Raw genomic sequence first — 21422 nt, forward strand, 5'->3', positions numbered from 1 at the left:
AAGAACAAAGTCATGACTGAAAATACAGAACATACCCCGGAAACTCCTGAAAACCAGGCGAATGAAACTGACGCCCCGGCAGAAGCCAACGCACCGGCACCGGAGAAAACCGCAGAGGATGCCCTGGCCGCTGCCCAGGCTGAAATTGCCGAGTTGAAAGACAAGCTGCTGCGGGCAGTTGCCGAAACAGAAAACCTGCGCCGCCGGGCGGAACGGGAAAAACAGGATGCCACCAACTATGCGGTAACCGCCTTTGCCCGCGACCTGCTGCCGGTCAGCGATAACCTGCGCCGGGCACTGGACAGTCTTCCCGAGGATGCCGATGGCAACGAAACTCTCAAGGCCCTGGTTGAAGGGGTGGAAATGACCGAACGGGAACTGCTCAACAATTTCGAAAAGCACGGTATTCGCAAGGTCGACCCAAAAGGTGAAAAATTCGACCACAATCTGCACCAGGCCATGTTTGAAATCCCCAACAGCGGTGCGGAAGAAGGTACCGTCGTCCAGGTCATGCAGGTCGGCTATACGTTGAAAGAACGGCTGTTGCGCCCGGCCATGGTCGGAGTGGCCAAAGGCAGCGCACCGGAAAAACAGGATCACGTCGACACCACCGCCTGAAATTAATCTAAATTTCATAATAATGGGCCAGTTTTCTGAACTGGCCTTTTGTTTATGAACTTATATTAGTATAGTTTGACTATATAATAATATTTTTGGGTATCAGTGTATGTGGCGTAGCAGTCTGTTTCTTTTCTTCTGCCAGATTTTCTTATTTCCGGCTGCCTCCTTCGCGGTGGAAACCGGACGTGAATTTATCATCGCTTCGATCAGCGACACTCCCTCTGAAGAAATAAAGAAATTTCAGGCTCTTGCCGACTATCTGCAGGATAATCTTAAAGAATTCGGATACGAAAGCAGCCGGGTACTCGTCGCCCGCACGACAGACGATATCGCCAATGCGATACAGGAAAAACAGGTGGACCTGTTTCTGGACAGCCCGCTGGTTGTCGAATCCGTCAACAGAAAAGTCGGCAGCAGAACCATCCTTCGACGCTGGAAAAAAGGAAAATCCCATTACCATACTGTCATTTTTTCGTTAAAAAATAGCCCGGTGCTGGCTCTTCCGGACCTGAAAAGTCAGACAATTGCCTTTGACAGTAAATCTTCCACATCAGGTTTTCTAATGCCAAGGGCCATGTTCCTGGACCAGGGGCTGCCCCTCAGGGAAACACAGCCCGGCCAAGATGCCACTCCGGACAATAATGCAGTGAATTTCGTCATCTCCGGACATGACGAAAACACCCTGACCTGGGTGCTGCATCAACGGGTGGATGCCGGTGCCATGTCGAACCAAAAGCTGGAAAAACTGACCAATTCAGACCTGAGTCAGCTAAAAATTATCGATCGGTCCAACCCCATCCCCCGTCATGCTGTAACTTTTTCTCCTCATCTGTCCGAAGAAATTGTAGATAAACTGGTTCAACTTCTTTCCCGTATGCATCTGTCTGAAAAAGGTCGAAAAGTGCTAAAAAAAGCCGAAAAAACAGCCAAGTTTGATGTCATGCCGGAAACTGAACTGGTCCTCATCAGAGAACTTTATGATAAAAATGCAGCGGAGCCTCGTAACCGATGAACTTCCCGCTCTTAATTGAAACTCGGGCTCTATTGCAGAAATGAGACATATCCGCTCAAAACTTCTTCTGTTCACTTCCGCCGTCATCATTCTGCTGACCGGGGCGACAACCTATTTTACGACATCGATTTCACGGCAGGAACTGATCGACCAGCAAATCCGGGACAGCATTACGTCCATCGAAACAGTCTCCAACATTATCGCTGATGATGTTTATTATCTGAACAGCGTAAGTATCCGGAACTATCTCCGGGCCCTGGCCACCCACAAGGACATTACAAAAAGCTTCGTGCTGGATGATAAACTCCAGGTTATTACCGACGGCACGACCGAGAATCCCTACCGTGGTAAAGACATATCACAACTGGTTCCCGAACAATTGTATTTAACTGGCAATATAACCTTCAGCAGTATAGGAAAACATTACTGGATCGGCGGCCCTGTAAAACTCTCGTCAGACGATATCATCGGTCATATTTTTGTGGAATATTCCCTGGACCGGACAAATTTCAACATTGACCAGCAACTCAAAGAACAACTGACCGTCATCCTGTTCTGCGCCGCCATCGCCCTGTTTTTCAGCAGCATGTTCGCCAACAGGTTCACCCGTCCGCTTTCAGACCTGACAATAAAGGCCAAACGGATTGCCGAAGGTGAGAAAAATCTCGTCCTGAATATTAAGGGCCATGATGAAATTGCCGAGCTCGGCCATGCTTTCAAACAAATGGTGGAAAACCTGCATGCCACCAATGAAGAGCTTCAGGAATTGACCGACAACCTCGACAGTGAAGTTCAGGCCAGAACCGCCGAACTGGAAGAACGGGGCAACGCCCTGCGAAAGGCCAGGGACCGGGCGGAGGCAGCCAACCGGGCAAAATCAAACTTCCTGGCGGTCATGACCCATGAACTCAGAACGCCCATGAACTCCCTTCTTGGCATGCTCGACCTGATCCGGTCGACGACCCTGACCGACCGGCAAAGAGATTATGCCGATACGGCCAAATCCTCAGGCGATATGCTCCTGACTATCATCAATGATATTCTCGATCTGTCCAAAATCGAGGCTGACAAGATCGACCTTGAATTCTCTGCCGTTCCGGTGGAGGATTTTCTTGAGAATATTATTGATATATATTTCTATAAAGCCCGGGGTAAAGGTCTGGACCTGAAGCTGGAGATTTCCCCCGATATCCCGGCAGAGATTGAAACCGATCCGGATCGCCTGAAACAGATCCTGTCCAATTTCATGGACAACGCCATCAAGTTTACGGAAAAAGGGTCCGTGACCCTGCGGGCCTATCCCTGCGAAATCGGTGAGCCACTCATAGATGCCATATGCTTTTCCGTCAGGGATACCGGGAAAGGCATTGCCAGCCGGAACCACAAAAACATTTTTCAGGAATTTACCCAGGAAGACACCTCGATTACCCGCAAATTTGGCGGCACAGGCCTTGGCCTGGCCATCAGCCGGAAATTAACCGAGCTGATGGATGGGGAAATCGGCTTTGAAAGTGAAGAAGGAGAAGGCAGCCTTTTCTATTGCCGCCTGCCCCAAAAACATAAATCAAAAGGACCCTGAACAGGCTTTTAGTGATGGGCTGAATGGTCGTGTTCTGCTAACGGCGCCTGTTTCATAACATGTGCCGTCACTTCGATATCACCACCATGCTCAAAGGTGAGCGTCATTGGAAAGCTATCACCTTCCGAAAGCTTCTTCTGAACATCAAAAATCATGACATGGTAACCGCCCGGACGAAACATCACCGTTTCCCCGGCAGCTACGTCAACATGATCCACCTGGCGCATCTTCATCACGCCGTTGTCATGGATATGTTCATGGAGCTCAGCCCGTGCGGAAAGAAGAGTCTTGACCGACAGCAACCGGTCATCAGCATCGCCGTTATTACGTATTGCAAAATAAGCAGCCCCGGTACGGCCGGTCATGAACACCGGTCTTGCCCATACTTCAGAAACATCTATCGATACTTCGCCGGCACCGGCATGGGACATAATGGGAAGGATGGAAAGCAGGGTGAAAAAAGCAGCTATTGTAAAACGCATGATCCTTAATAAATCCTGTTATTGAAATCCGTGTTTTTTCAGTCGTAACCTTGTCGATCTTTAATAACCCAAACTACGCTATTCAAGGTGTGAAAAATGTATTTTTTTCTTCCTTTTTGCCTTGCAGGCCTGAAAAACCGACTTATATAACCCTCATAAACCTGATACCGCCGGATGTTGGTGGAAAATTTTGTAGCAAATGAGAATGGTATCCCGGACGATGCATGTGTATGGTCGAACGGAATAGCCGAAAGATAGAGGATTATAATGGGTAAGGTAATTGGAATTGACTTAGGTACAACGAACTCCTGTATCGCCATCATGGACGGAGCGAAACCTAAGGTTATTGAAAATGCAGAAGGCGGTCGCACAACGCCTTCAATGGTCGCTTTCACCGGCGACGGTGAACGTCTTGTAGGTCAGCCGGCCAAACGCCAGGCCGTCACCAACTCCGAAAATACACTGTTTGCCATTAAACGTCTTATCGGTCGCCCCTTCGATGATCCGGCGACCCGCAAGGACATGGAAATGGTGCCTTACAAAATTGTCAAGGCCGACAATGGCGATGCCTGGGTGGAAGCCCAGGGTAAAGATTACAGCCCGAGCCAGGTTTCAGCCTTTATCCTTCAGAAAATGAAAGAGACCGCCGAGAATTATCTTGGTGAGAAAGTCGATCAGGCCGTAATCACCGTTCCGGCCTATTTTAACGACGCCCAGCGTCAGGCGACCAAGGACGCCGGCAAGATTGCCGGTCTGGAAGTCCTGCGTATCATCAACGAACCGACTGCTGCTGCCCTGGCTTACGGCCTTGACAAGGAAGAAGGAAAAACCATCGCGGTATATGACCTTGGTGGCGGTACCTTTGACGTCTCCATTCTTGAAATCGGCGACGGTGTATTTGAAGTAAAATCCACCAACGGGGACACTTTCCTCGGCGGTGAAGACTTTGACATGCGCCTCGTCGAATATCTGGCCGATGAGTTCAAGAAAGAGAACGGCATTGACCTGCGCGGCGACAATATGGCCCTGCAGCGCCTGAAAGAAGCCGCTGAAAAAGCCAAGATTGAGCTCTCCAGCGCCCAGCAGACTGAAATCAACCTGCCGTTTATCACTGCAGACGCCTCCGGTCCGAAACACCTGACCATGAAGCTGACCCGCTCAAAATTCGAAGCGCTTGTTGCCGATTTTGTGCAACGGACAGTCGGCCCCTGCAAGGCAGCCCTGAAAGACGCCGGCGTCAGCGCCGGGGAAATCGATGAGGTAGTCCTGGTCGGTGGTATGACGCGTATGCCGAAAATCATTGAAACCGTGAAGGAATTCTTTGGCAAGGAACCACACAAGGGTGTGAACCCTGACGAGGTTGTTGCCATGGGCGCCGCCATTCAGGCCGGCGTTCTGCAGGGTGACGTGAAAGACGTTCTGCTGCTTGATGTGACTCCCCTGTCCCTGGGCATCGAAACCCTGGGCGGTGTGTTCACCCGCCTGATCGACCGCAACACAACGATCCCGACCAAGAAATCCCAGGTATTCTCAACGGCCGAAGATAACCAGACAGCCGTAACCATCCGGGTTTTCCAGGGTGAACGTGAGATGGCTGCCGACAACAAAATGCTTGGCCAGTTCGACCTGGTTGGTATTCCGGCTGCCCCGCGCGGCATTCCTCAGGTCGAAGTAACCTTTGACATTGACGCCAACGGTATCGTCAACGTGTCCGCCAAGGACAAAGGAACCGGCAAGGAACAGCAGATCCGGATCCAGGCTTCAGGCGGCCTCAGCGATGACGACATCGACCAGATGGTCAAGGATGCTGAAGCCCACGCCGATGAGGACAAGAAGCGTAAAGCCCTTGTCGAGGCCCGCAACCAGGCTGAAAGCCTCGCCCATTCTGTGGAAGGCCAGTTGGCTGAACACGGCGATAAAATCGATGCCGGCGAAAAATCCGCCATCGAGGATGCCGTAAAAGCTGCCAAGGAAGCTGCAACCGGCGAGGATGTTGATGCCATTAACCAGGCCGTCCAGAACCTGCAGCAGGTTGCCATGAAACTTGGCGAGGCTGTTTACAAGGCCCAGGCCGAGGGTGGCGAGGCCGCTGCCGGCGGGGAAGAACCTTCATCTGACGATGATGTGGTTGATGTTGACTACGAAGAAGTAGACGATAACAACAAATAATCAGCGCATCATGTGTGGACCGTTAGAAATCTGAGTAACTGCAATGCGCCGCCCCGGGGGAATTCGGGGCGGTGCTACTGCTCAGAAACAGCAGTAGAAGACTCAGATCAGGTAGAAGACCGGGGTAGGTATGGCAAAAGCATGTTATTATGAAGTTCTTGAAGTGGAAAGATCGGTCACAGCTGCCGATCTGAAAAAAGCCTATCGCAAGAAAGCCATGCAATTTCATCCTGACCGCAATCAGGACGATGCAGAGGCGGAAAGCAAATTCAAGGAAGTCAGTGAAGCCTATGATATCCTGAAGGACGACCAGAAACGGGCGGCCTATGACCAGTTCGGCCATGCTGCTTTTGAAAATGGTGGCGGTCCGGGCGCAGGCGGTCAGGGATTCGGCGGTTTTGATTCAGCCTTTTCCGATATTTTCGAAGACCTGTTCGGCATGGCCGGCGGTCGCAGCCGCCGCAGTCGCGCCAATCAGCGCGGCGCCGACCTGCGCTATAACCTGACGGTGACTCTGGAAGACGCCTTTTCAGGCAAAGAAGAAAAAATTAGCATTCCCCGCGCGGTTCCCTGCGATGAATGCGATGAAACCGGTGCGCAACCCGGCTCCAGCCCCGAAATCTGCAGCACCTGTAACGGTATCGGCAAGGTCCGGACCCAGCAGGGATTTTTTATGGTGGAGCGCGCCTGCCCGAGCTGTCACGGCAAAGGCCAGGTTATTGCCGATCCTTGCGAAAAATGCCACGGGGCAGGACAGGTCGAGGAACACAAGACCCTGTCCGTCAAAATCCCGCGCGGTGTTGAAGACGGTACCAGAATCCGCCTGCAGGGTGAAGGGGAACGCGGCAAACGGGGAGCTCCTCCGGGCGACCTCTATATCTTTATCAATATCGAATATCATCCGATTTTCCAGCGCGACGGGGCCACTATTTTCTGTGAAATTCCCATCGCCATGACCACTGCCACCCTGGGCGGCGATATAGATGTCCCGACTGTCGGCGGTGAAAGGGCAAGCGTCAAAATCAGTGCCGGCACCCAGACAGGAAAGCAATACCGGCTGCGCGGCAAGGGCATGCCGGTGCTTCAGTCGACGCAGGTCGGCGACATGATTATCCAGACCCGGGTTGAAACACCGGTGAACCTTACCAAAAAGCAAAAGCAACTGCTCAGGGCCTTTGCCGATGAATGCGGTGATGAGGTAAGTCCGGAATCATCCGGTTTTTTCAACAAGGTAAAAGACCTGTGGAATGACCTGACCGACTGAGCCGTATTGAGCGTCAGTTATAGGTTATGCCACCGTCATCTTTTTCATCATCGATATCCCAGACAAAGGATTCGTCATCTTTGACCTTGTGCCCTTCAAGGGTCTTGTCCTGGGCCGAACTGTCAAACACCGGCACATAACGGCCGTCAACCAGGCGGAACTGAAAGGGGTGCTGGATCGTCCACATGATACGACGATACAGCGATTCCGGGGAAACCGGTTTAACAAGGAATTGATTCACACCAACAGCCTGTGCTTCCTTGACCCGTGTGATCTCGCTGTAGGCACTGACCACAATAATGGGAATAAAGCATTCGGGATAATTACTTTCCGACCGCATGAGTTTAACAAACTCATATCCACCCATGGGTTTCATGCGCCAGTCGGTAATAATCAGGTCAGGTGTCCATTTTCTCATGATTTTCAGCGCATCCTGTGCACTGTAGGCAACCTTCAGCTGTTCCGTGCCGAATGCTGTCAGCATGGCCTGCAGGAGAGTCACCATATTTTCGTTATCATCAACCACCAGAATGGAGATATTGGAGAAATTCATTTTTGACTTCGTTTCTGCCTGACTTATTTAGGTTGTATAAACTAGCCGTGTTTTAGCAATTTGTGAACTATAATTGCCCTACAATAATACATCTTCTTCTGAATAAGCGAATTCTTTTCATTAACTTTTTCTGAAGTAAAGAAAACTCATTCCGGATTAACCACTTCAGGCTGCTGTGTCGACCGTTTTTTGAATTTAGTGCGCATTTTCTCCACAGCGACATAAAGACCGGGAATAAGAAAAATACCCACGGTAGTGGCAAAGACCATTCCAAAGAAAACTACAAACCCGATTACCTGGCGGCTGGCCGCACCGGCGCCACTGGCAACAATCAGCGGGACCACACCAAGAATGAAGGACAGGGCTGTCATCAAGACCGCACGAAACCTCAGCCTTGCGGCTTCCACGGCAGCTTCTTCAATTCCGAGCCCCTCCTCCCGCCTTTTCTTGGCGAATTCAACAATCAGGATGGCGCTTTTGCTGGCCAGGCCAATCAGCATCACCATGCCGATCTGGGCGTAAAGGTTATTGTCCAGCATGGGATGCAGCCACAGGGGAATGACAGCGCCGAACAGGGCAACAATGACGGACAGGATGACTGCCATAGGGATGGTCCAGCTTTCATACTGGGCGACCAGAAACAGATAGGCAAAAGTGAAGGCCAGCACAAAAATCAGCAGTACCAGCTTCTCGGCTTCCATCTGTTCGTGCGCCGTCCCCGTCCATTCAATCCCGTACCCCGCCGGCAGGGCTTCCCGGGCTACGGCCTCCATTGCCGCCATGGCGTCGCCTGAACTCACACCCTGTGCAGGTGTGGCTGTCACCAAAGCAGATTTGTAGATATTATAGCGGCTGACGCTTTGCGGGCCGAGGACCGGCACCGCCTCCATGATAGCGCTCAGGGGAACCATATCGCCGCTGTCGTTTCTGACAAACAGACGGTTCATGTCCTGTATTTCATCTCGATAGTCTGATTCTGCCTGGAGGGTTACCCGGTAGACTTTTCCGAACAGATTGAAGTCATTAATATAATACCCACTGAGGTTCTGCTGCAATACCTTGAAAACACTGGACAGGTCAAGACCGAGTGTGCGCACTTTCTCCCGGTCTATGTCTAACTGATATTGAGGCAGGTTCGCACTGAAGGTGCTCCTGACCTGGGCAAAAGAGCCCTCCTGGTTTGCCGAGAATATCAGGCTGCGTATGGCTGCGGCCAGTTCCTGGGACGTTCTCCCCTCGTAATCCTGGACCTGGGCTTCCACACCGCCGGAAATACCAAGACCCGAAATCGGCGGAACAGGAAAGGCAAATATATCCGCCGCCGCAATGGTCGAGACCCGGGCGTTGATCTGGCCAAGAATCGTGAACCACTGTTTTTCAAAAGAAGTTCGCTCGTCCCAGGGCTCAAGAATCACGAACATCACTCCACCGTTTGCAGCCTCTCCGGCCAGCAGACTGAACCCGGAAACTGAAATTATATTGGTGACGCCGGGTATGTCGGAGATCATTTTCCGGGCTTCTTCCACAATCTCATCTGTCCGGTTCAGCGACGCCCCGTCCGGCAACTGGATATTGACCAGCAGATGTCCGCTGTCTTCCATGGGCAGAAAGCCGGAAGGAACCGTCCGGAACAGGAGCAAAGTCAACCCGCCAACGATGAGAAGACCGAACATAATCACCATTGTCCGGCCGGCGGACAGGGTGACATATTTCACATAAAAATTCCTGAGCCAAACTACAAGACGATCAAAATAATGGAAGATTCCGGTCGGCGGTTTACTTTCCCTGCCCAGAAGCAGGGCGCACAGGGCCGGTGACAGGGTCAGGGCATTTATCGAGGAAAAACCCACCGCGACGCAGATCGTCACCGCAAATTGTTTATAGAGCACCCCGGTAATGCCCGGCATGAAGGCGACCGGTATAAAAACGGCAAAAAGAACAAGTGTCGTGGCGATCACCGGACCGAAAACCTCACCCATGGATTTCTCGGTCGCCGCGGCGGCCTCGAGCCCGGTTTCCGACATGTTGCGCATCACATTTTCCACAACCACAATGGAATCATCCACCACAATGCCGATCGCCAGGATCAGGGCAAACAGGGTAATGGTATTGACGGTAAAGCCAAGGGCGGCAACGACCACAAAGGACCCGATCAGGGAAACCGGAATGGCACAGGCCGGGATGACCGCTGCCCGCCAGTCACCAAGGAACAACCAGGTCACGCCGACAACCAGAACGAAGGTGATGAACAGGGTCTGGACCACCTCCGCCATGGACGCTTCCACGTAATTTGTGGTGTCGTAGAGAATGTTATATTCCATATCCGCCGGAAATTTGGTCGACAGATTGTCCAGCTCGGCCTTCACCGCATCCGCAACAGCCAGAGCGTTGGCCCCCGGCGACTGATAAATGGCCATTGCCGCTGCCGGGATGCCGTTCATTTTAGGGGACCCGGAATAGGAACTGGCTCCCAGTTCCACCCGCGCCACATCGGCAAGTCGCACCAGCGAGCCATCCTCACGCGCCAGGATCACGATATCTTCAAATTCCTCGACCGTGACAAGGCGGCCCTTTGCATTCAAGGCATATTGAAACTGCACGTCCCGGGTGTTGGGCGGCGCACCGATCTTGCCGACTGATGCCTGAATATTCTGGGCCGCAATGGCATCCGCCACATCCTGGCTGGTCAGGCCCAGGGATGTCAGTTTGTCGGGATTGACCCACACCCGCATGCCATAGTTCTTGGCGCCCAGTTGCGAGACCGATCCAACGCCGTCAATTCGCCCCAGAACATCCTGCAGATAGATGGAGGCATAGTTGCTCAGGTAAAGCTCACTGTGGCTCTGGTCTGGCGAAACCAGATTGATGATCATCAGCATATTGCTGGACTGGGACCGGGTGACGATGCCCATTCTTGTCACATCCAGCGGCAGCTTGTTTTCCGCAATGGCAACCCGGTTCTGTACATTGACCGAGGCGATATCCGGGTCTGTACCAACCTTGAAATGTACTGTCAGAGAGTATCCGCCGTCATTGGTGCTGCGGGAGGTCATGTAGGTCATATTCTCCACACCGTTGACTTCGGCTTCGATTACCGACGCAACAGTCTGTTCCACCACCTCGGCGCTGGCGCCCGGATAGCTGGCTGTCACCACGACGGAAGGCGGGGTGATTTCCGGAAACTGGGCCACCGGCAAGTCGCTGAGTGCCAGCAATCCGGCCAGCACCATGACAATAGAGATCACCAGGGCAAATTTTGGCCGTCGGACAAAAAAGACGGAAAACATATTATTGCTCCACCACGTTGACTTCCATGCCGGAACGGACCTTCTGCAGCCCCTCAAGAATGATCCGTTCCCCGCGCGCCAGGCCGCTGGCGACGATCCACTGTGTTCCCTGGGCGCCGGCAACCTCTATTCGCCGTTGCTGGACCCGGTTGTCGTCGGTCACCACAAGGACAAAATACCCCTGCCGGTCCTGCTGAACGGTGGCCTGGGGAATCAACAGCCGCTTTTTCTTTTCCCGTTCCTCGACCAGAACATGGGCGAACTGCCCGGGCAGCAAAAGACCTTCCGGGTTGGGAAATGTTGCCCTGACGGTAATTGTATCTGTTGTCTGGCTGACCTCGGTGCCAAGATACTCGAATTCACCGGTATAGCCGTAGATTGACCCGTCAGAAAGCTGCAACCGGGCAACGAATGGTTTCTTTTCCTCATGCAGTCCCTGACGCCGGACTTCCAGAAGATTTTTTTCGGAAACGGACACGGTCACATAAATCGGGTCCACACTTGTTATGGTCGCCAGGGTGCCGGAATCAGGTTTCACCAGATTGCCGACGCTGAAATTGGACATGCTGATCTGCCCGTCAATGGGGCTTCTGATTTCTGTATAACTGAGATCAAGCTCGGCCTCTTCCATATTCGCCCGGGCCTGCAACAGGGCGGCTTCCGCCGTGGCTTCCTCATTAATGGCATTATCCAGGGTTGCCTCGGAGGCGACTCCCTTTTTCCTCAGTTCCCTGACACGTTTGAGAGATGAACTGGCGTTAATGTAGGAGGCTTCCACACCGGCCAGCTCCGCTCTTCTCTTGTCAAGCATGATCCGGTAAGGCGCCCGTTCAATCACAAAAAGAAGTTCGCCCTTTCTAACCCTGCCGCCTTCTTCAAACAGTCTTTTCTCGAGAAAACCTTCAACCCGTGTCTTGAGCTCTATTCTCTCCACTGCCTGAACCCGGCCGACCCGCTGCAGTTGCCGGCCGACCTCTTTTTCCTCAACCCGCACCACCGTTACAGTCGGCTTTGGCATGGTGCCGGGCGCCTGTGCCTGAACCAACGCAGGTGCAAGAAATATCAGCAAGAGGGAGAAAAAAAGGGACAGGCGGGAAAACAAGGACATGCGGCATTCCTCTATTCTGGCAACAGAATATGTCGTATCTGTCTGCGCAACAAATATATGAGCACCACAATAACCGTTTTATCACGGCACTGCAGCAAATTTTGCCAGACTATAGAACAAAGATTTTCCAAACTATAGGAAAAATAATGTTTTAAAGAGATATGTTTAGAGCGGCCTCACTCTGGAATGCTGTCGTGGTTCAGAGCGGAAATTCCACGATTGTCTGACCTGTCCCGCTGGAGGGAAAATAGTCACAGAGCACTTCGCCCCGGCCCTGATATTGATCCCAGCCCAGAAGACCGAACAGCATCGACGTATCCGCCATGACCCCTTCCCCCTGACAGGCCTTCACATAGGTCGGCAGCATCTTGAGAAAAGTTGAAATCTCACCCTGCTGCCAAAGCTGCATGACCCTGATATCCACCTGCCGGTGAAATTCGTCGGTAATATCGTTGAGCTTCTCCTGCGAAATATGGTTGGGCGCAAATTCATGCGACAGGGAGCCCGAAGCGAGGAAAGCCACACGGCGACCGCTTTTTTCCACCGCCCGGCGCAGGGCAGCACCGAAAATGCGGTTTTCCTCCACACTTGAGAACTGATTGGCGGCAATGGGAAGTACTTTCGCGCCAAAATGGTTGGCGTGGCGCATGGGGATCAGGGTGCCATATTCCAGGTTCATGCCCTCCATCTTGTGGCACCGGCTTTTGAGGCCCGCAGCGTTGCCTTCCTTGGCGATCAGGTCGCCAAGCTCCGGATCACCCCGGTAATCATATTCCAGTCCGTTCAGCATGTGCGGCAGTTCGTGACTGGTGAAGGTACCGGACCAGCCGTCCCGGCCATTGACATGAAAGCCCTGATTGACCAGCCAGTGGGTATCGCAGAGGATGAAAGTTTCCACCCCCCGTTCCTCGGCCCGGCGACCGATTTCCTTCAGCCCGTCGATGGCAAACTGGCGAATGCCCTCAAAGCCTTCGATCATTTCCGACATCCAGATGGTCGGCACATGGGTTATCTTGGCGGCCAGTGCAACTTCACCCATCAGACTTCTCCTCTTTCCTTATACACCCAGTTTGGGGATTGCATGATCCCCGAGGGCGATACAGATATTCTTGGTTTCCATATAAAATTCAAAGCTGTAATCGCCGCCATCCCGGCCGATGCCGCTGGCTTTGGTGCCGCCAAAGGGCGCCGGCAAATGGCGATTATTCTCACTGTTCACCCAGATCATACCCGCATCCATCCCCTGCGCCATGCGGTGCGCCCGGCCGACATCGGCGGTCCAGATATAACCGCTGAGGCCATATTCCACATCATTGGCCAGAGTTAGCGCCTCCGTCTCATCCTCAAAGGGAATGGCGGTCAGCACCGGGCCGAATATTTCTTCCTGTGCAATACGCATGTCATTGCGGGCGCCGGTAAACAGGGTCGGCTGTACATAATTACCGGGGGCAAGATCCGCCATTGTTTCGCCGCCGACAGTGATTTCAGCCCCGTCCTTGCGGGCGATATCCATATAGCTCATGACTTTGTCGAAATGGCGTTTGTGCACCAGCGGCCCCACTTCTGTGGCCGGGTCCAGCGGATGGCCAACCTTTATTTTCCTGACCCTTTCCGCCACACGCGCCACAAACTCCTGTTCGATGTTTTTCTGAACCAGCAACCGGCTGGAAGATGTACAGCGCTGACCGTTCAGGCTGTAGATCATGAAGACCACCGCATCCAGCGCCCGGTCAAGATCCGCATCCTCGAACACGATGACCGGGTTTTTACCGCCCAGTTCAAAATGCACCCGTTTCAGGGTCGGCGCGCCCTGGGCCATGATCATGCTGCCGGTGCTGCTTTCGCCGACGAAGGCCAGCGCCTTGATATGGGGATGTTCGGTAAGCGCCTTGCCGGCCTCTTCCCCGAGGCCCTGGACCATGTTCCAGACACCTGCGGGAATGCCCGCCTCGTCGGCCAGTTCGGCCAGTTTCACCGCCGTCAGCGGGCTCCATTCGGCCGGTTTGTGCACCACCGTACAGCCCGCCGCCAGCGCCGGGGCGATCTTCCAGGTCGACAGCATGAAAGGGGTGTTCCAGGGCGTAATGACGCCGACCGGGCCAATGGCCTGCCGCAGGGTATAATTGATATGGTGTTGCATGGGCAGGGACTGGCCGTCCCGCGCACCCGGGCAGTTATCGGCAAAATAGCGGAAGTTGGCCGCCCCGCGGATCGCCGCCTTGCTCATGAAGCGGATCGGCTGTCCGGTGTCCATGCTTTCCAGCAGGGCGATTTCCTCTGCATCCCGCTCGATCAGGTCGGCGAAATGATGCAGGATCTTTTTCCTCTGGGCCGGGGCCATGTCGCGCCAGGCTGGAAAGGCGGACCAGGCCGCCTGGCAGGCATAATCCACATCTTCCGCATTGCCTCTCGCCACCTGCCCGATCACACTGTTGTCAATGGGCGTGAGGTTGTCAAAACTCTCCCCTGAACGTCCCGCCGTCAGTCGGCCAGCAATATAATGAAGGGCCGGACCTTCGCGAAATCTCTTCAGCAATTCGTCGGCCTTTGCCAGATTATCTTCAAACTGTGCCATGATCTCTATCCTTACAGGTTCTTTTCGGGATATTTCTCCCGCATCCGTGCATGAAGATTGTTTTTCTTGAAATTGAAATCCATGTCGATTTCCTGCATTTCAAAACTGATACCGAGCGGCCGGCTGTCAAATATGGGCTGCAGGTAATCGCAGATCACCTGAAAGATATCATTGCCGGCCTTTTTGCGCACCTCAAAGGGGCGTCCCTCGCGAAGCCGGGCCGTCACATGGACAAAGGCATTTTCCGGCGCGCCGTCAGCGACCACATAATGATCCCGCCGCGCCGCCCTCACCCGCACACCACCCAGCGGAAAGACCCCGGTCTCCACCGCTTTGTCCCGGATTTTCGGCAGGAAGGCCGGCAGATCCAGCTCGTCCTCGATATTGGCGGAATATTCAACGATAAAATGCGGCACAGGCGATCTCCGATACCTTCAGCTGATGAAACAAATTGACAAGGGGCCGATTATTGATTAACAAGTTAATAGATAACATGTTATTTATTATATGGCTGCATCTCTCCCTGTCAAGGGCTATATTGTAGCTGAATATCCGAAGGAGACAAAGCATGACGATATCCACGGACCACCTGAAAGGCTCCATTCCTCCCCTGATCACCCCGTTCCAGGGCGGCAAAGTGGATTATGACGCCTATGCCGGGCTGGTGGAATTCCAGATCACCAACGGCTCTCACGGCGTCCTGGTCAACGGCACCACGTCGGAGCCGTCGACCCTGACCATTGAAGAACGCAATAAAATCGCCAGCCTGGCCATCAAAACGGCGGCCGGCCGGGTGCCGGTGGTGGTCGCCACCGGGTCGCAGTCGCTGGCGGAAAGCGAGGCCCTCACCCGGCATGCGGTCGAGGAAGGCGCCGACGCCCTGCTGATCGTCACCCCCTATTATATCCGTCCGCCCCAGCGCGGCCTGATCGAATACTATAAAACCCTGACCCAGGATCATGACTCCCCGTGGATGGTCTATCACATTCCGGGCCGCACTGCCGTCGGCGTCACCGCCGATACGGTGCGCACCCTGACGGAGGTTTCCCCCAATTTTGTCGGCCTCAAGCATGCAGTCAACGACCTGGGCTTTGTCAGTGAATGCCTGGGTCATGTGAGCCCGGATCTGAAATTCTTTGTCGGTCTGGAAGAACTGAGCTTCCCGATGATGGCTGTGGGCGCCGTCGGCCTGATGAACGCGGTCGGCAACTTGAGCCCACGGGTGCTGGCCGATATGGTGCAGGCCGTCTGGGATAATGACATGCAGGCCGGCATGGCCCTGCACCAGAAGCTGCTGGAGGTCAACCAGTCGGTCTTTTATGATACCAATCCGATCCCCATCAAATATATGATGAAACGCATGGGCCTGATCCCGGAAAACGAACATCGCCTGCCCATGGTCCCGGCGACACCGGAACTGGAGAAACGGCTGGACGGTGTACTGGAACGGGCGGGATTAATCTAAGGAGAGAAAGCATGAAATTCATCAATTTTGAAAAAGACGGCAAGGTCTCCTTTGGCGCGGTCCGCGACGACAAGGTAGTCGACCTCGGCGGCAGGCTGGGGGACGACATCAGGACCGTCGACGATCTGGTAGTCCACGGGCTGGTCAATGCGGCCAAAGACATCGCCGCCACCCTGGAGCCGGATATTGCCCTTGACCAGGTCAAGCTTCTTAAACCGATCCTCAAACCCGGCAAGGTGATCTGCGTGGGCGTCAATTACGCCAACCGCAACGAGGAGTACAAGGACGGCAGCGAGGTCAAAAAATATCCCAGCATCTTCATGCGCACCCCGGGCTCTCTGGTGGCGCACGGCGAGAACCTCGTCCGTCCGCCGGAAAGCGAACAGCTGGATTACGAAGGCGAGATCGTGCTGGTCATCGGCAAAGCTGGTCGCCGCATCCCGGAAAGCGAAGCCTACAGCCACATCGCCGGACTGACCATTATGAACGAGGGCAGCATCCGCGACTGGATCAGGCATGCCAAATTCAATGTCACCCAGGGCAAGAACTTCGAGCGCAGCGGCTCCCTGGGTCCGTGGATGGTCACGTCTGACGAGGTGACGGATTATAGCAACCTCCGGGTGCAGACAAGGGTCAATGGCGAGACCCGGCAGGACGACACCACCGCCAACATGATGTATCCGATCGCCTATCTGGTAAATTATATCTCCACCTTCACCAAACTTCAGCCCGGCGACATCATCGCCACCGGCACCCCGACCGGCGCCGGAGCGCGCTTTGATCCGCCGGTCTGGCTCAAGCCCGGCGATATTGTCGAAGTGGAAGTGAACGGCGTAGGGATTTTACGGAACGGGATTGAAGACGAGGTGGTGTAACCATCAATTCGTCACCCTCGCGAAAGCGGGGGTCCATATGTCCACGTGAGAACCTTGTCAGGCATGGATTCCCGTTTGCACGGGAATGACGGAAAAGAGTTACTCGTCCGCCGCGATGACCTTGTCCAGAAGGGCGTGGAGCTGGTCGGTCTCGGACGGACTGATCACATTCTCCAGCTCGCGGTATTTTTCCTCGATCAGCGGCGCGATCCGGTCACAGAGCGCCCGGCCCTCGTCCGACAGCTTGACCAGCATATAACGCTGGTCATCGGGCTGGATGCGCCGGCTGATATAGTTTTTCTTGTTCAGCAGGCTGATGATGCGGCTCAGGCTCGGGCCGGAAAGAATGCATTTGCGGCTCAGGTCCTGGCCCGACTGTTCGCCCTCGTCGCGGAGCGCCCTGAGCACCCGCCATTGCTGCTCGGTGATCTCGTGCAGGGTGAAGACCGGCCGGAACAGTTTGAGGTAGACCTCTCGCGCCCTGAGCAGGCGCATGGGCAGGCTGCGGTTGAATTCTTCCATGGTGACCTTTTTTGTAAAGGAAGTGTCAGAGTGAAGTCTAGCGGAATACTATTAACTTGTTAAGAGTATTTGACATACGCCTTATTCGGCTTCCGTCTTTCCCGGTTCCTTGGCCCCTTCGTTCACTGGATCAGGCTCGGGCACTTCTGTCTTCAGCAGATAAAACAGCACGCCCTCCACAATAATCCCCACCACTGCCACCTTGAGCAGGGTGCCGGGCAGCAGGTCGAGCCAGACGCGGAAGCCATCCCCCTCACCCCAGACCAGCGCCATGATCAGCGAAAAGATCAGCGCAAAGGTGAGCAGAAACAGCGGCAGGTAGATTTTTATCCTGGTGTTGTTACTCATATTTCCTCGTATACCCCAAGCCCCTTAAAGTCCATTTCACTAACGAAAATGCTTGCTGCAGCAGTCTAGCAGAAAAGCGCTTCACCTGTTAACCATTTTAAGAGGGAGTTTGCCGGAGGGCCAGAGTTTTTCAGAAACTACTGTTTGTGGTAGTTCAGCCAGTTACCCCGGACTTGCCCTGTGTTCCCCCCTGGGCCTCGATGAAGATGCGCTTGATCTGCGGGAATTCCGCCTTGATCACGCTTTCCAGGTAGCTGACTACATTTTCCAGGTCCCCGGACGGCAGGTCGTTGCGGAAGTCGAGGCTGAGGTTCAACAGGATATCCCGCGGCCCAAGATGCATGGTCAGGGTTTCGTTGATGCCGTCAATGGCCGGGTGGTCGCCGGCGATGGCCTCGACCCGGTCGACAAGGTCCGGGCTCGCCGCCTCCCCGATCAGCAGCCCTTTGGATTCATAAGCCAGTAACATGGCGGTCAGGGCCAGGATCACGCCGATCATGACAGAGGCAATGCCGTCCATTTCCGGAATACCAAAGTAATCACCAACAAAAAGGCTCCCCATGGCCACCAGAAGGCCGAGCATGGCGGCCGAATCCTCGAACAAAACGGTAAAAATGGCCGGATCCTTGCTGGAACGGATTTCCTCGATAAAATTATCCTTGGTCCGGGCGGCATTGAATTCCCTGAGCGCCACGGAACAGGCAAAACCCTCAAAAATAACCGCCGCGCCCAGCACCGCATAGTTGATCATGATATTCTTCACCGGATGAGGATCAAGGATCTTGTGAACCCCCTCATAAATGGAAATGCCGGAGCCGACGGCGAAAATCAGGATGGCGACCACAAAGGTCCAGAAATAAAGCTCCATGCCATAGCCAAAGGGATGATATTTATCGGCCGGTTTTCGGGATTTATTCAGGCCATGCAGCAGAAGCACCTGATTGCCTGAGTCCACCGCGCTGTGGATGCCTTCAGAGAACATGGCCGAGGAGCCGGTGAAGAAGGCCGCGCCGAATTTGGTCACCGCAATCAGCAGATTACCGGCCAGCGCCGCATAAATGACTTTCTTGGAAGCGTGAGATGACATGGGATCCCCTGAGTTTTACGAATTCCCATTTGTAGCATATTTCCGGGACCCAAGGTAAATGAATAAAAAACCGCTTCATCACCAAAGCTTCACAGAAGCATCACAGTGCAATGATAGACATCAACCTGTGTTTATTTACAGGAAGTGTAAGATGAAATTTTTTAAACTGATTATTGTTGCTTTTTCAATGTCCGTTGCCGCCCTGCCCGTTCGGGCTGAAGAGTTGAAAACGGAAAATGTGATCCTCATCACCCTGGACGGGGTGCGCTGGGAAGAGGTGTTCCGCGGCGTGGATAAGAAGTTCTTCGACCAGAAGGACTATAACGCCTATCACAAGACCCATAACGACTTCAAAAAGACCTTCGATCCGGGAAGCCCGGAGAAAAACCGCGCCGCCATTTTCCCGTTCCTCTGGTCCACGGTGGCCAGAGACGGCCAGCTTTACGGCAACCGGGACAAGGGCAGCGCCGCCAGCCTGACCAATCCGTATCATTTTTCCTATCCGGGCTATAACGAGATCCTGACCGGCCTCGCCGATCCGCGTATCGACAGCAATGACAAGGTCCCGAACCCCAATGTGAATGTGCTGGAATGGCTCAACACCCAGGACGGCTTCAAGGGCAAAACCGCCGCCTTCGGCTCCTGGGATGTATTCCCCTATATCCTCAATGAAAACCGCAGCGGCGTGCCGGTCAATGCGGGCTTCGAGCAGATGGACGGCCTTGACGATAATGCAAAGGTCGCCTTCCTCAACGAGCTGCAGAAAGAAGTGCCGAGCCCCTGGGATACGGTGCGGCTTGACGCTTTCACGTTCGGCTTTGCCTTTGAATATCTGAAAGAACGCAAACCGAAAATGCTCTATATCTCGCTCGGGGAAACCGATGATTTCGCCCATGAGGGTTTCTACGACCAGTATGTCCTCGCCGCCCGCCGGGCCGACGATTTCATTTCCCGGATCTGGAACTGGGTGCAGAGCGACAAACGCTACAAGGACAAAACCACCCTGATCATCACCACCGACCACGGCCGCGGCGAAGCCCTGGAAGCCTGGAAACATCACGGCCGGTTTGAATATACCGATGAGAATGGCGAGAAGAAACTCAGCGACTTCCCCGGCGATACGGCCATCTGGATGGCCGTGATCGGCCCGGACACTCCGGCCGGCGGGGAAATGCAGAATGTGGATGATGTTTACCAGAACCAGGTTGCCGCCACCGCGGTGAAGTTCCTGGGGCTGACCTATGTGGACAGCCACCCGGAACTTGAGGCCGGACAGCCGATCAAGAGCATGTTTAAGTAGAATTATCTACCCCAACTGAAGAATAAGGCCCGGTCTTTTGCCGGGCCTCTTTTTTTTGGGGGGGGATTATTTGAAAGAGAGACTGGACAGCAGGATGCTGTGCTGCAGAACCCGGTTACCGGACACGTCCCGCACTTCCATGACAATCATGGGATCGTCCTGTTCCCAGTCGATATAGATACCGCCGAAATTCTGCCCGGCGAAGCTCTGGTCATTCCAGCGATAGACATTGGGGCTCACGTTTGGCCAGGTTTCCGTCAGGCCGCTGGAGGTCAGGTCCCAGACCGGATAAGGCACATTGTCGGTCTGGCAGCTGAGCTCCGCCCAGTGGGTATCGCCGCTGAGGAAGATCACGCCTTCGGCCCTGTGCTTTTCGATCAGCTCGAAAATGCGCTTGCGTTCATGGGGAAAATTGCTCCAGCACTCCCAGCCTGGCTGACTGGAAAGGAACTGCAGGCTTGAACCAATCAGCCGGATTTTCGCCGGCACCTGAAGCTGTTCCTCAAGCCAGGCCCACTGGGCCGCGCCGAGCATGGTTTTCTCATCTTCCTTGATAGGCAGATAGGGCCCGAAGCCGACCAGATCCCGCTCGCGGTAGGCCTCCCGCGTGGTCACGGTGCGCAAGCTATCGCGATTATACCTGAGGTCTGGCAGGATCACCTGGATGCGCTGCTCCTCCGGCCCGAACAGGTACGATCCATAAATACCGTCCCCGTCCCGGCGGCGCGGGCTGCTTGCAGGTTCCTTCCAGAAGTCAAAAAACAGCTCCTTCGACTGGTCCCGGAACGGGTAATCTTTGCCGGCGTCATTTTCACCGAAATCATGATCGTCCCAGATGGCGACAGTCGGTGTTTTATCCCTGAGGCGGGCAAAATTTTTCGCCTGCTTGTCATATTTGGCTTTAAGCTCCGACATATCGCGGGTATCGCCGTAAATATTGTCGCCGAGGAAGATAAACAGTTCCGGCTCCAGCTTGAGGATCGGGTCCCAGATCGGCTGGGGTTTGTCCTGATGGCAGCAGGAACCGAACAGGATGCGCGAGAGCGGCTTCTGGCTCTCTGCGGCAAGTGCGGTTCCTCCTGTCATCAGCCCGGTGGACAATGCCGTGACGCCTGCCATAGTGGCCGCCGCACCGAGATGGAATTCACGTCTTGTGATATCGCTCATAATCTGTC

The 21422-nt window shown here is 54.1% G+C and carries 19 protein-coding genes; 8 read left to right on the forward strand and 11 right to left on the reverse strand.

Annotated elements, in window-relative coordinates; genetic code table 11:
• Positions 1-12: 12 nt before the first annotated feature.
• The 3 genes from grpE to ACORNT_RS16550 all read left to right on the forward strand — a co-directional run bounded on the left by grpE (position 13) and on the right by ACORNT_RS16550 (position 3212).
• A complete protein-coding gene (gene grpE, locus ACORNT_RS16540; RefSeq protein WP_321393436.1) occupies positions 13-618 on the forward strand; it encodes a nucleotide exchange factor GrpE in 606 nt (201 codons plus the stop codon).
• Between the two features lie 109 nt (positions 619-727).
• The gene (locus tag ACORNT_RS16545; protein ID WP_321393439.1) at positions 728-1633 is read left to right on the forward strand and encodes a phosphate/phosphite/phosphonate ABC transporter substrate-binding protein; all 906 of its coding nucleotides are present in this window, start codon (positions 728-730) and stop codon (positions 1631-1633) included.
• A 40-nt stretch (positions 1634-1673) separates the two neighbouring features.
• Positions 1674-3212, forward strand: coding sequence for a sensor histidine kinase (locus ACORNT_RS16550; protein ID WP_321393442.1), 1539 nt, complete (start codon positions 1674-1676; stop codon positions 3210-3212).
• Between the two features lie 8 nt (positions 3213-3220).
• Here ACORNT_RS16550 and ACORNT_RS16555 read toward each other — a convergent pair whose 3' ends face one another.
• The gene (locus ACORNT_RS16555; protein ID WP_321393445.1) at positions 3221-3694 is read right to left on the reverse strand and encodes a copper chaperone PCu(A)C; all 474 of its coding nucleotides are present in this window, start codon (positions 3692-3694) and stop codon (positions 3221-3223) included.
• A 267-nt stretch (positions 3695-3961) separates the two neighbouring features.
• Between ACORNT_RS16555 and dnaK the strand changes: the two genes are divergently transcribed.
• Entirely contained in the window at positions 3962-5863 is a 1902-nt protein-coding gene (gene dnaK / locus ACORNT_RS16560) for a molecular chaperone DnaK (RefSeq protein WP_321393447.1), read from the forward strand.
• A 130-nt stretch (positions 5864-5993) separates the two neighbouring features.
• Entirely contained in the window at positions 5994-7127 is a 1134-nt protein-coding gene (gene dnaJ, locus ACORNT_RS16565) for a molecular chaperone DnaJ (protein WP_321393450.1), read from the forward strand.
• A gap of 13 nt (positions 7128-7140) precedes the next feature.
• On the opposite strand, the gene ACORNT_RS16570 is transcribed toward dnaJ, so the two are convergent.
• The 6 genes from ACORNT_RS16570 to ACORNT_RS16595 all read right to left on the reverse strand — a co-directional run bounded on the left by ACORNT_RS16570 (position 7141) and on the right by ACORNT_RS16595 (position 15066).
• Positions 7141-7680 carry a response regulator gene (locus ACORNT_RS16570; protein WP_321393453.1) on the reverse strand — a complete coding sequence of 180 codons (540 nt, stop codon included), beginning with the start codon at positions 7678-7680 and terminating at the stop codon, positions 7141-7143.
• A gap of 146 nt (positions 7681-7826) precedes the next feature.
• The gene (locus ACORNT_RS16575; protein ID WP_321393454.1) at positions 7827-10967 is read right to left on the reverse strand and encodes a multidrug efflux RND transporter permease subunit; all 3141 of its coding nucleotides are present in this window, start codon (positions 10965-10967) and stop codon (positions 7827-7829) included.
• A gap of 1 nt (position 10968) precedes the next feature.
• Complete coding sequence (locus tag ACORNT_RS16580; RefSeq protein ID WP_321393456.1) at positions 10969-12075, reverse strand: efflux RND transporter periplasmic adaptor subunit; 1107 nt, start codon at positions 12073-12075, stop codon at positions 10969-10971.
• A gap of 199 nt (positions 12076-12274) precedes the next feature.
• Entirely contained in the window at positions 12275-13114 is an 840-nt protein-coding gene (gene hpaD, locus ACORNT_RS16585) for a 3,4-dihydroxyphenylacetate 2,3-dioxygenase (RefSeq protein ID WP_321393459.1), read from the reverse strand.
• An 18-nt stretch (positions 13115-13132) separates the two neighbouring features.
• Positions 13133-14650, reverse strand: coding sequence for a 5-carboxymethyl-2-hydroxymuconate semialdehyde dehydrogenase (hpaE, locus tag ACORNT_RS16590; RefSeq protein ID WP_321393462.1), 1518 nt, complete (start codon positions 14648-14650; stop codon positions 13133-13135).
• 11 nt (positions 14651-14661) lie between these two features.
• Positions 14662-15066 carry a 5-carboxymethyl-2-hydroxymuconate Delta-isomerase gene (locus ACORNT_RS16595; protein ID WP_321393465.1) on the reverse strand — a complete coding sequence of 135 codons (405 nt, stop codon included), beginning with the start codon at positions 15064-15066 and terminating at the stop codon, positions 14662-14664.
• A 152-nt stretch (positions 15067-15218) separates the two neighbouring features.
• Between ACORNT_RS16595 and dapA the strand changes: the two genes are divergently transcribed.
• Both dapA and ACORNT_RS16605 read left to right on the forward strand, forming a co-directional pair.
• Complete coding sequence (gene dapA, locus ACORNT_RS16600; protein WP_321393468.1) at positions 15219-16115, forward strand: 4-hydroxy-tetrahydrodipicolinate synthase; 897 nt, start codon at positions 15219-15221, stop codon at positions 16113-16115.
• A gap of 11 nt (positions 16116-16126) precedes the next feature.
• Positions 16127-16990, forward strand: coding sequence for a fumarylacetoacetate hydrolase family protein (locus ACORNT_RS16605; RefSeq protein ID WP_321393471.1), 864 nt, complete (start codon positions 16127-16129; stop codon positions 16988-16990).
• A gap of 99 nt (positions 16991-17089) precedes the next feature.
• On the opposite strand, the gene hpaR is transcribed toward ACORNT_RS16605, so the two are convergent.
• From hpaR to ACORNT_RS16620, 3 genes are all read right to left on the reverse strand, one after another.
• Positions 17090-17512 carry a homoprotocatechuate degradation operon regulator HpaR gene (gene hpaR / locus ACORNT_RS16610; protein ID WP_321393474.1) on the reverse strand — a complete coding sequence of 141 codons (423 nt, stop codon included), beginning with the start codon at positions 17510-17512 and terminating at the stop codon, positions 17090-17092.
• A gap of 81 nt (positions 17513-17593) precedes the next feature.
• Positions 17594-17860 carry a hypothetical protein gene (locus tag ACORNT_RS16615; RefSeq protein ID WP_321393476.1) on the reverse strand — a complete coding sequence of 89 codons (267 nt, stop codon included), beginning with the start codon at positions 17858-17860 and terminating at the stop codon, positions 17594-17596.
• A gap of 154 nt (positions 17861-18014) precedes the next feature.
• Positions 18015-18947, reverse strand: a complete 933-nt coding sequence (locus ACORNT_RS16620) for a cation diffusion facilitator family transporter (RefSeq protein WP_321393479.1) — start codon at positions 18945-18947, stop codon at positions 18015-18017.
• 151 nt (positions 18948-19098) lie between these two features.
• Between ACORNT_RS16620 and ACORNT_RS16625 the strand changes: the two genes are divergently transcribed.
• Positions 19099-20247, forward strand: coding sequence for a sulfatase-like hydrolase/transferase (locus tag ACORNT_RS16625; protein ID WP_321393483.1), 1149 nt, complete (start codon positions 19099-19101; stop codon positions 20245-20247).
• 66 nt (positions 20248-20313) lie between these two features.
• Here ACORNT_RS16625 and ACORNT_RS16630 read toward each other — a convergent pair whose 3' ends face one another.
• A complete protein-coding gene (locus ACORNT_RS16630; protein WP_321393486.1) occupies positions 20314-21414 on the reverse strand; it encodes an alkaline phosphatase D family protein in 1101 nt (366 codons plus the stop codon).
• Positions 21415-21422 lie beyond the last annotated feature (8 nt).

Origin of the sequence: Emcibacter sp. (assembly GCF_963675455.1) — a bacterium.
Lineage (GTDB): Bacteria > Pseudomonadota > Alphaproteobacteria > Sphingomonadales > Emcibacteraceae > Emcibacter.

Coding starts and splice junctions, on each gene's coding strand:
- hpaE (WP_321393462.1), bottom strand. CDS start 14,650: ATGGCACAGTTTGAAGATAATCTGGCAAAGGCCGACGAATTGCTGAAG.
- ACORNT_RS16625 (WP_321393483.1), top strand. CDS start 19,099: ATGAAATTTTTTAAACTGATTATTGTTGCTTTTTCAATGTCCGTTGCC.
- dnaK (WP_321393447.1), top strand. CDS start 3,962: ATGGGTAAGGTAATTGGAATTGACTTAGGTACAACGAACTCCTGTATC.
- hpaD (WP_321393459.1), bottom strand. CDS start 13,114: ATGGGTGAAGTTGCACTGGCCGCCAAGATAACCCATGTGCCGACCATC.
- hpaR (WP_321393474.1), bottom strand. CDS start 17,512: ATGGAAGAATTCAACCGCAGCCTGCCCATGCGCCTGCTCAGGGCGCGA.
- ACORNT_RS16575 (WP_321393454.1), bottom strand. CDS start 10,967: ATGTTTTCCGTCTTTTTTGTCCGACGGCCAAAATTTGCCCTGGTGATC.
- ACORNT_RS16570 (WP_321393453.1), bottom strand. CDS start 7,680: ATGAATTTCTCCAATATCTCCATTCTGGTGGTTGATGATAACGAAAAT.
- ACORNT_RS16555 (WP_321393445.1), bottom strand. CDS start 3,694: ATGCGTTTTACAATAGCTGCTTTTTTCACCCTGCTTTCCATCCTTCCC.
- ACORNT_RS16550 (WP_321393442.1), top strand. CDS start 1,674: ATGAGACATATCCGCTCAAAACTTCTTCTGTTCACTTCCGCCGTCATC.
- dnaJ (WP_321393450.1), top strand. CDS start 5,994: ATGGCAAAAGCATGTTATTATGAAGTTCTTGAAGTGGAAAGATCGGTC.
- ACORNT_RS16620 (WP_321393479.1), bottom strand. CDS start 18,947: ATGTCATCTCACGCTTCCAAGAAAGTCATTTATGCGGCGCTGGCCGGT.
- ACORNT_RS16630 (WP_321393486.1), bottom strand. CDS start 21,414: ATGAGCGATATCACAAGACGTGAATTCCATCTCGGTGCGGCGGCCACT.
- dapA (WP_321393468.1), top strand. CDS start 15,219: ATGACGATATCCACGGACCACCTGAAAGGCTCCATTCCTCCCCTGATC.
- grpE (WP_321393436.1), top strand. CDS start 13: ATGACTGAAAATACAGAACATACCCCGGAAACTCCTGAAAACCAGGCG.
- ACORNT_RS16605 (WP_321393471.1), top strand. CDS start 16,127: ATGAAATTCATCAATTTTGAAAAAGACGGCAAGGTCTCCTTTGGCGCG.
- ACORNT_RS16580 (WP_321393456.1), bottom strand. CDS start 12,075: ATGTCCTTGTTTTCCCGCCTGTCCCTTTTTTTCTCCCTCTTGCTGATA.
- ACORNT_RS16615 (WP_321393476.1), bottom strand. CDS start 17,860: ATGAGTAACAACACCAGGATAAAAATCTACCTGCCGCTGTTTCTGCTC.
- ACORNT_RS16545 (WP_321393439.1), top strand. CDS start 728: ATGTGGCGTAGCAGTCTGTTTCTTTTCTTCTGCCAGATTTTCTTATTT.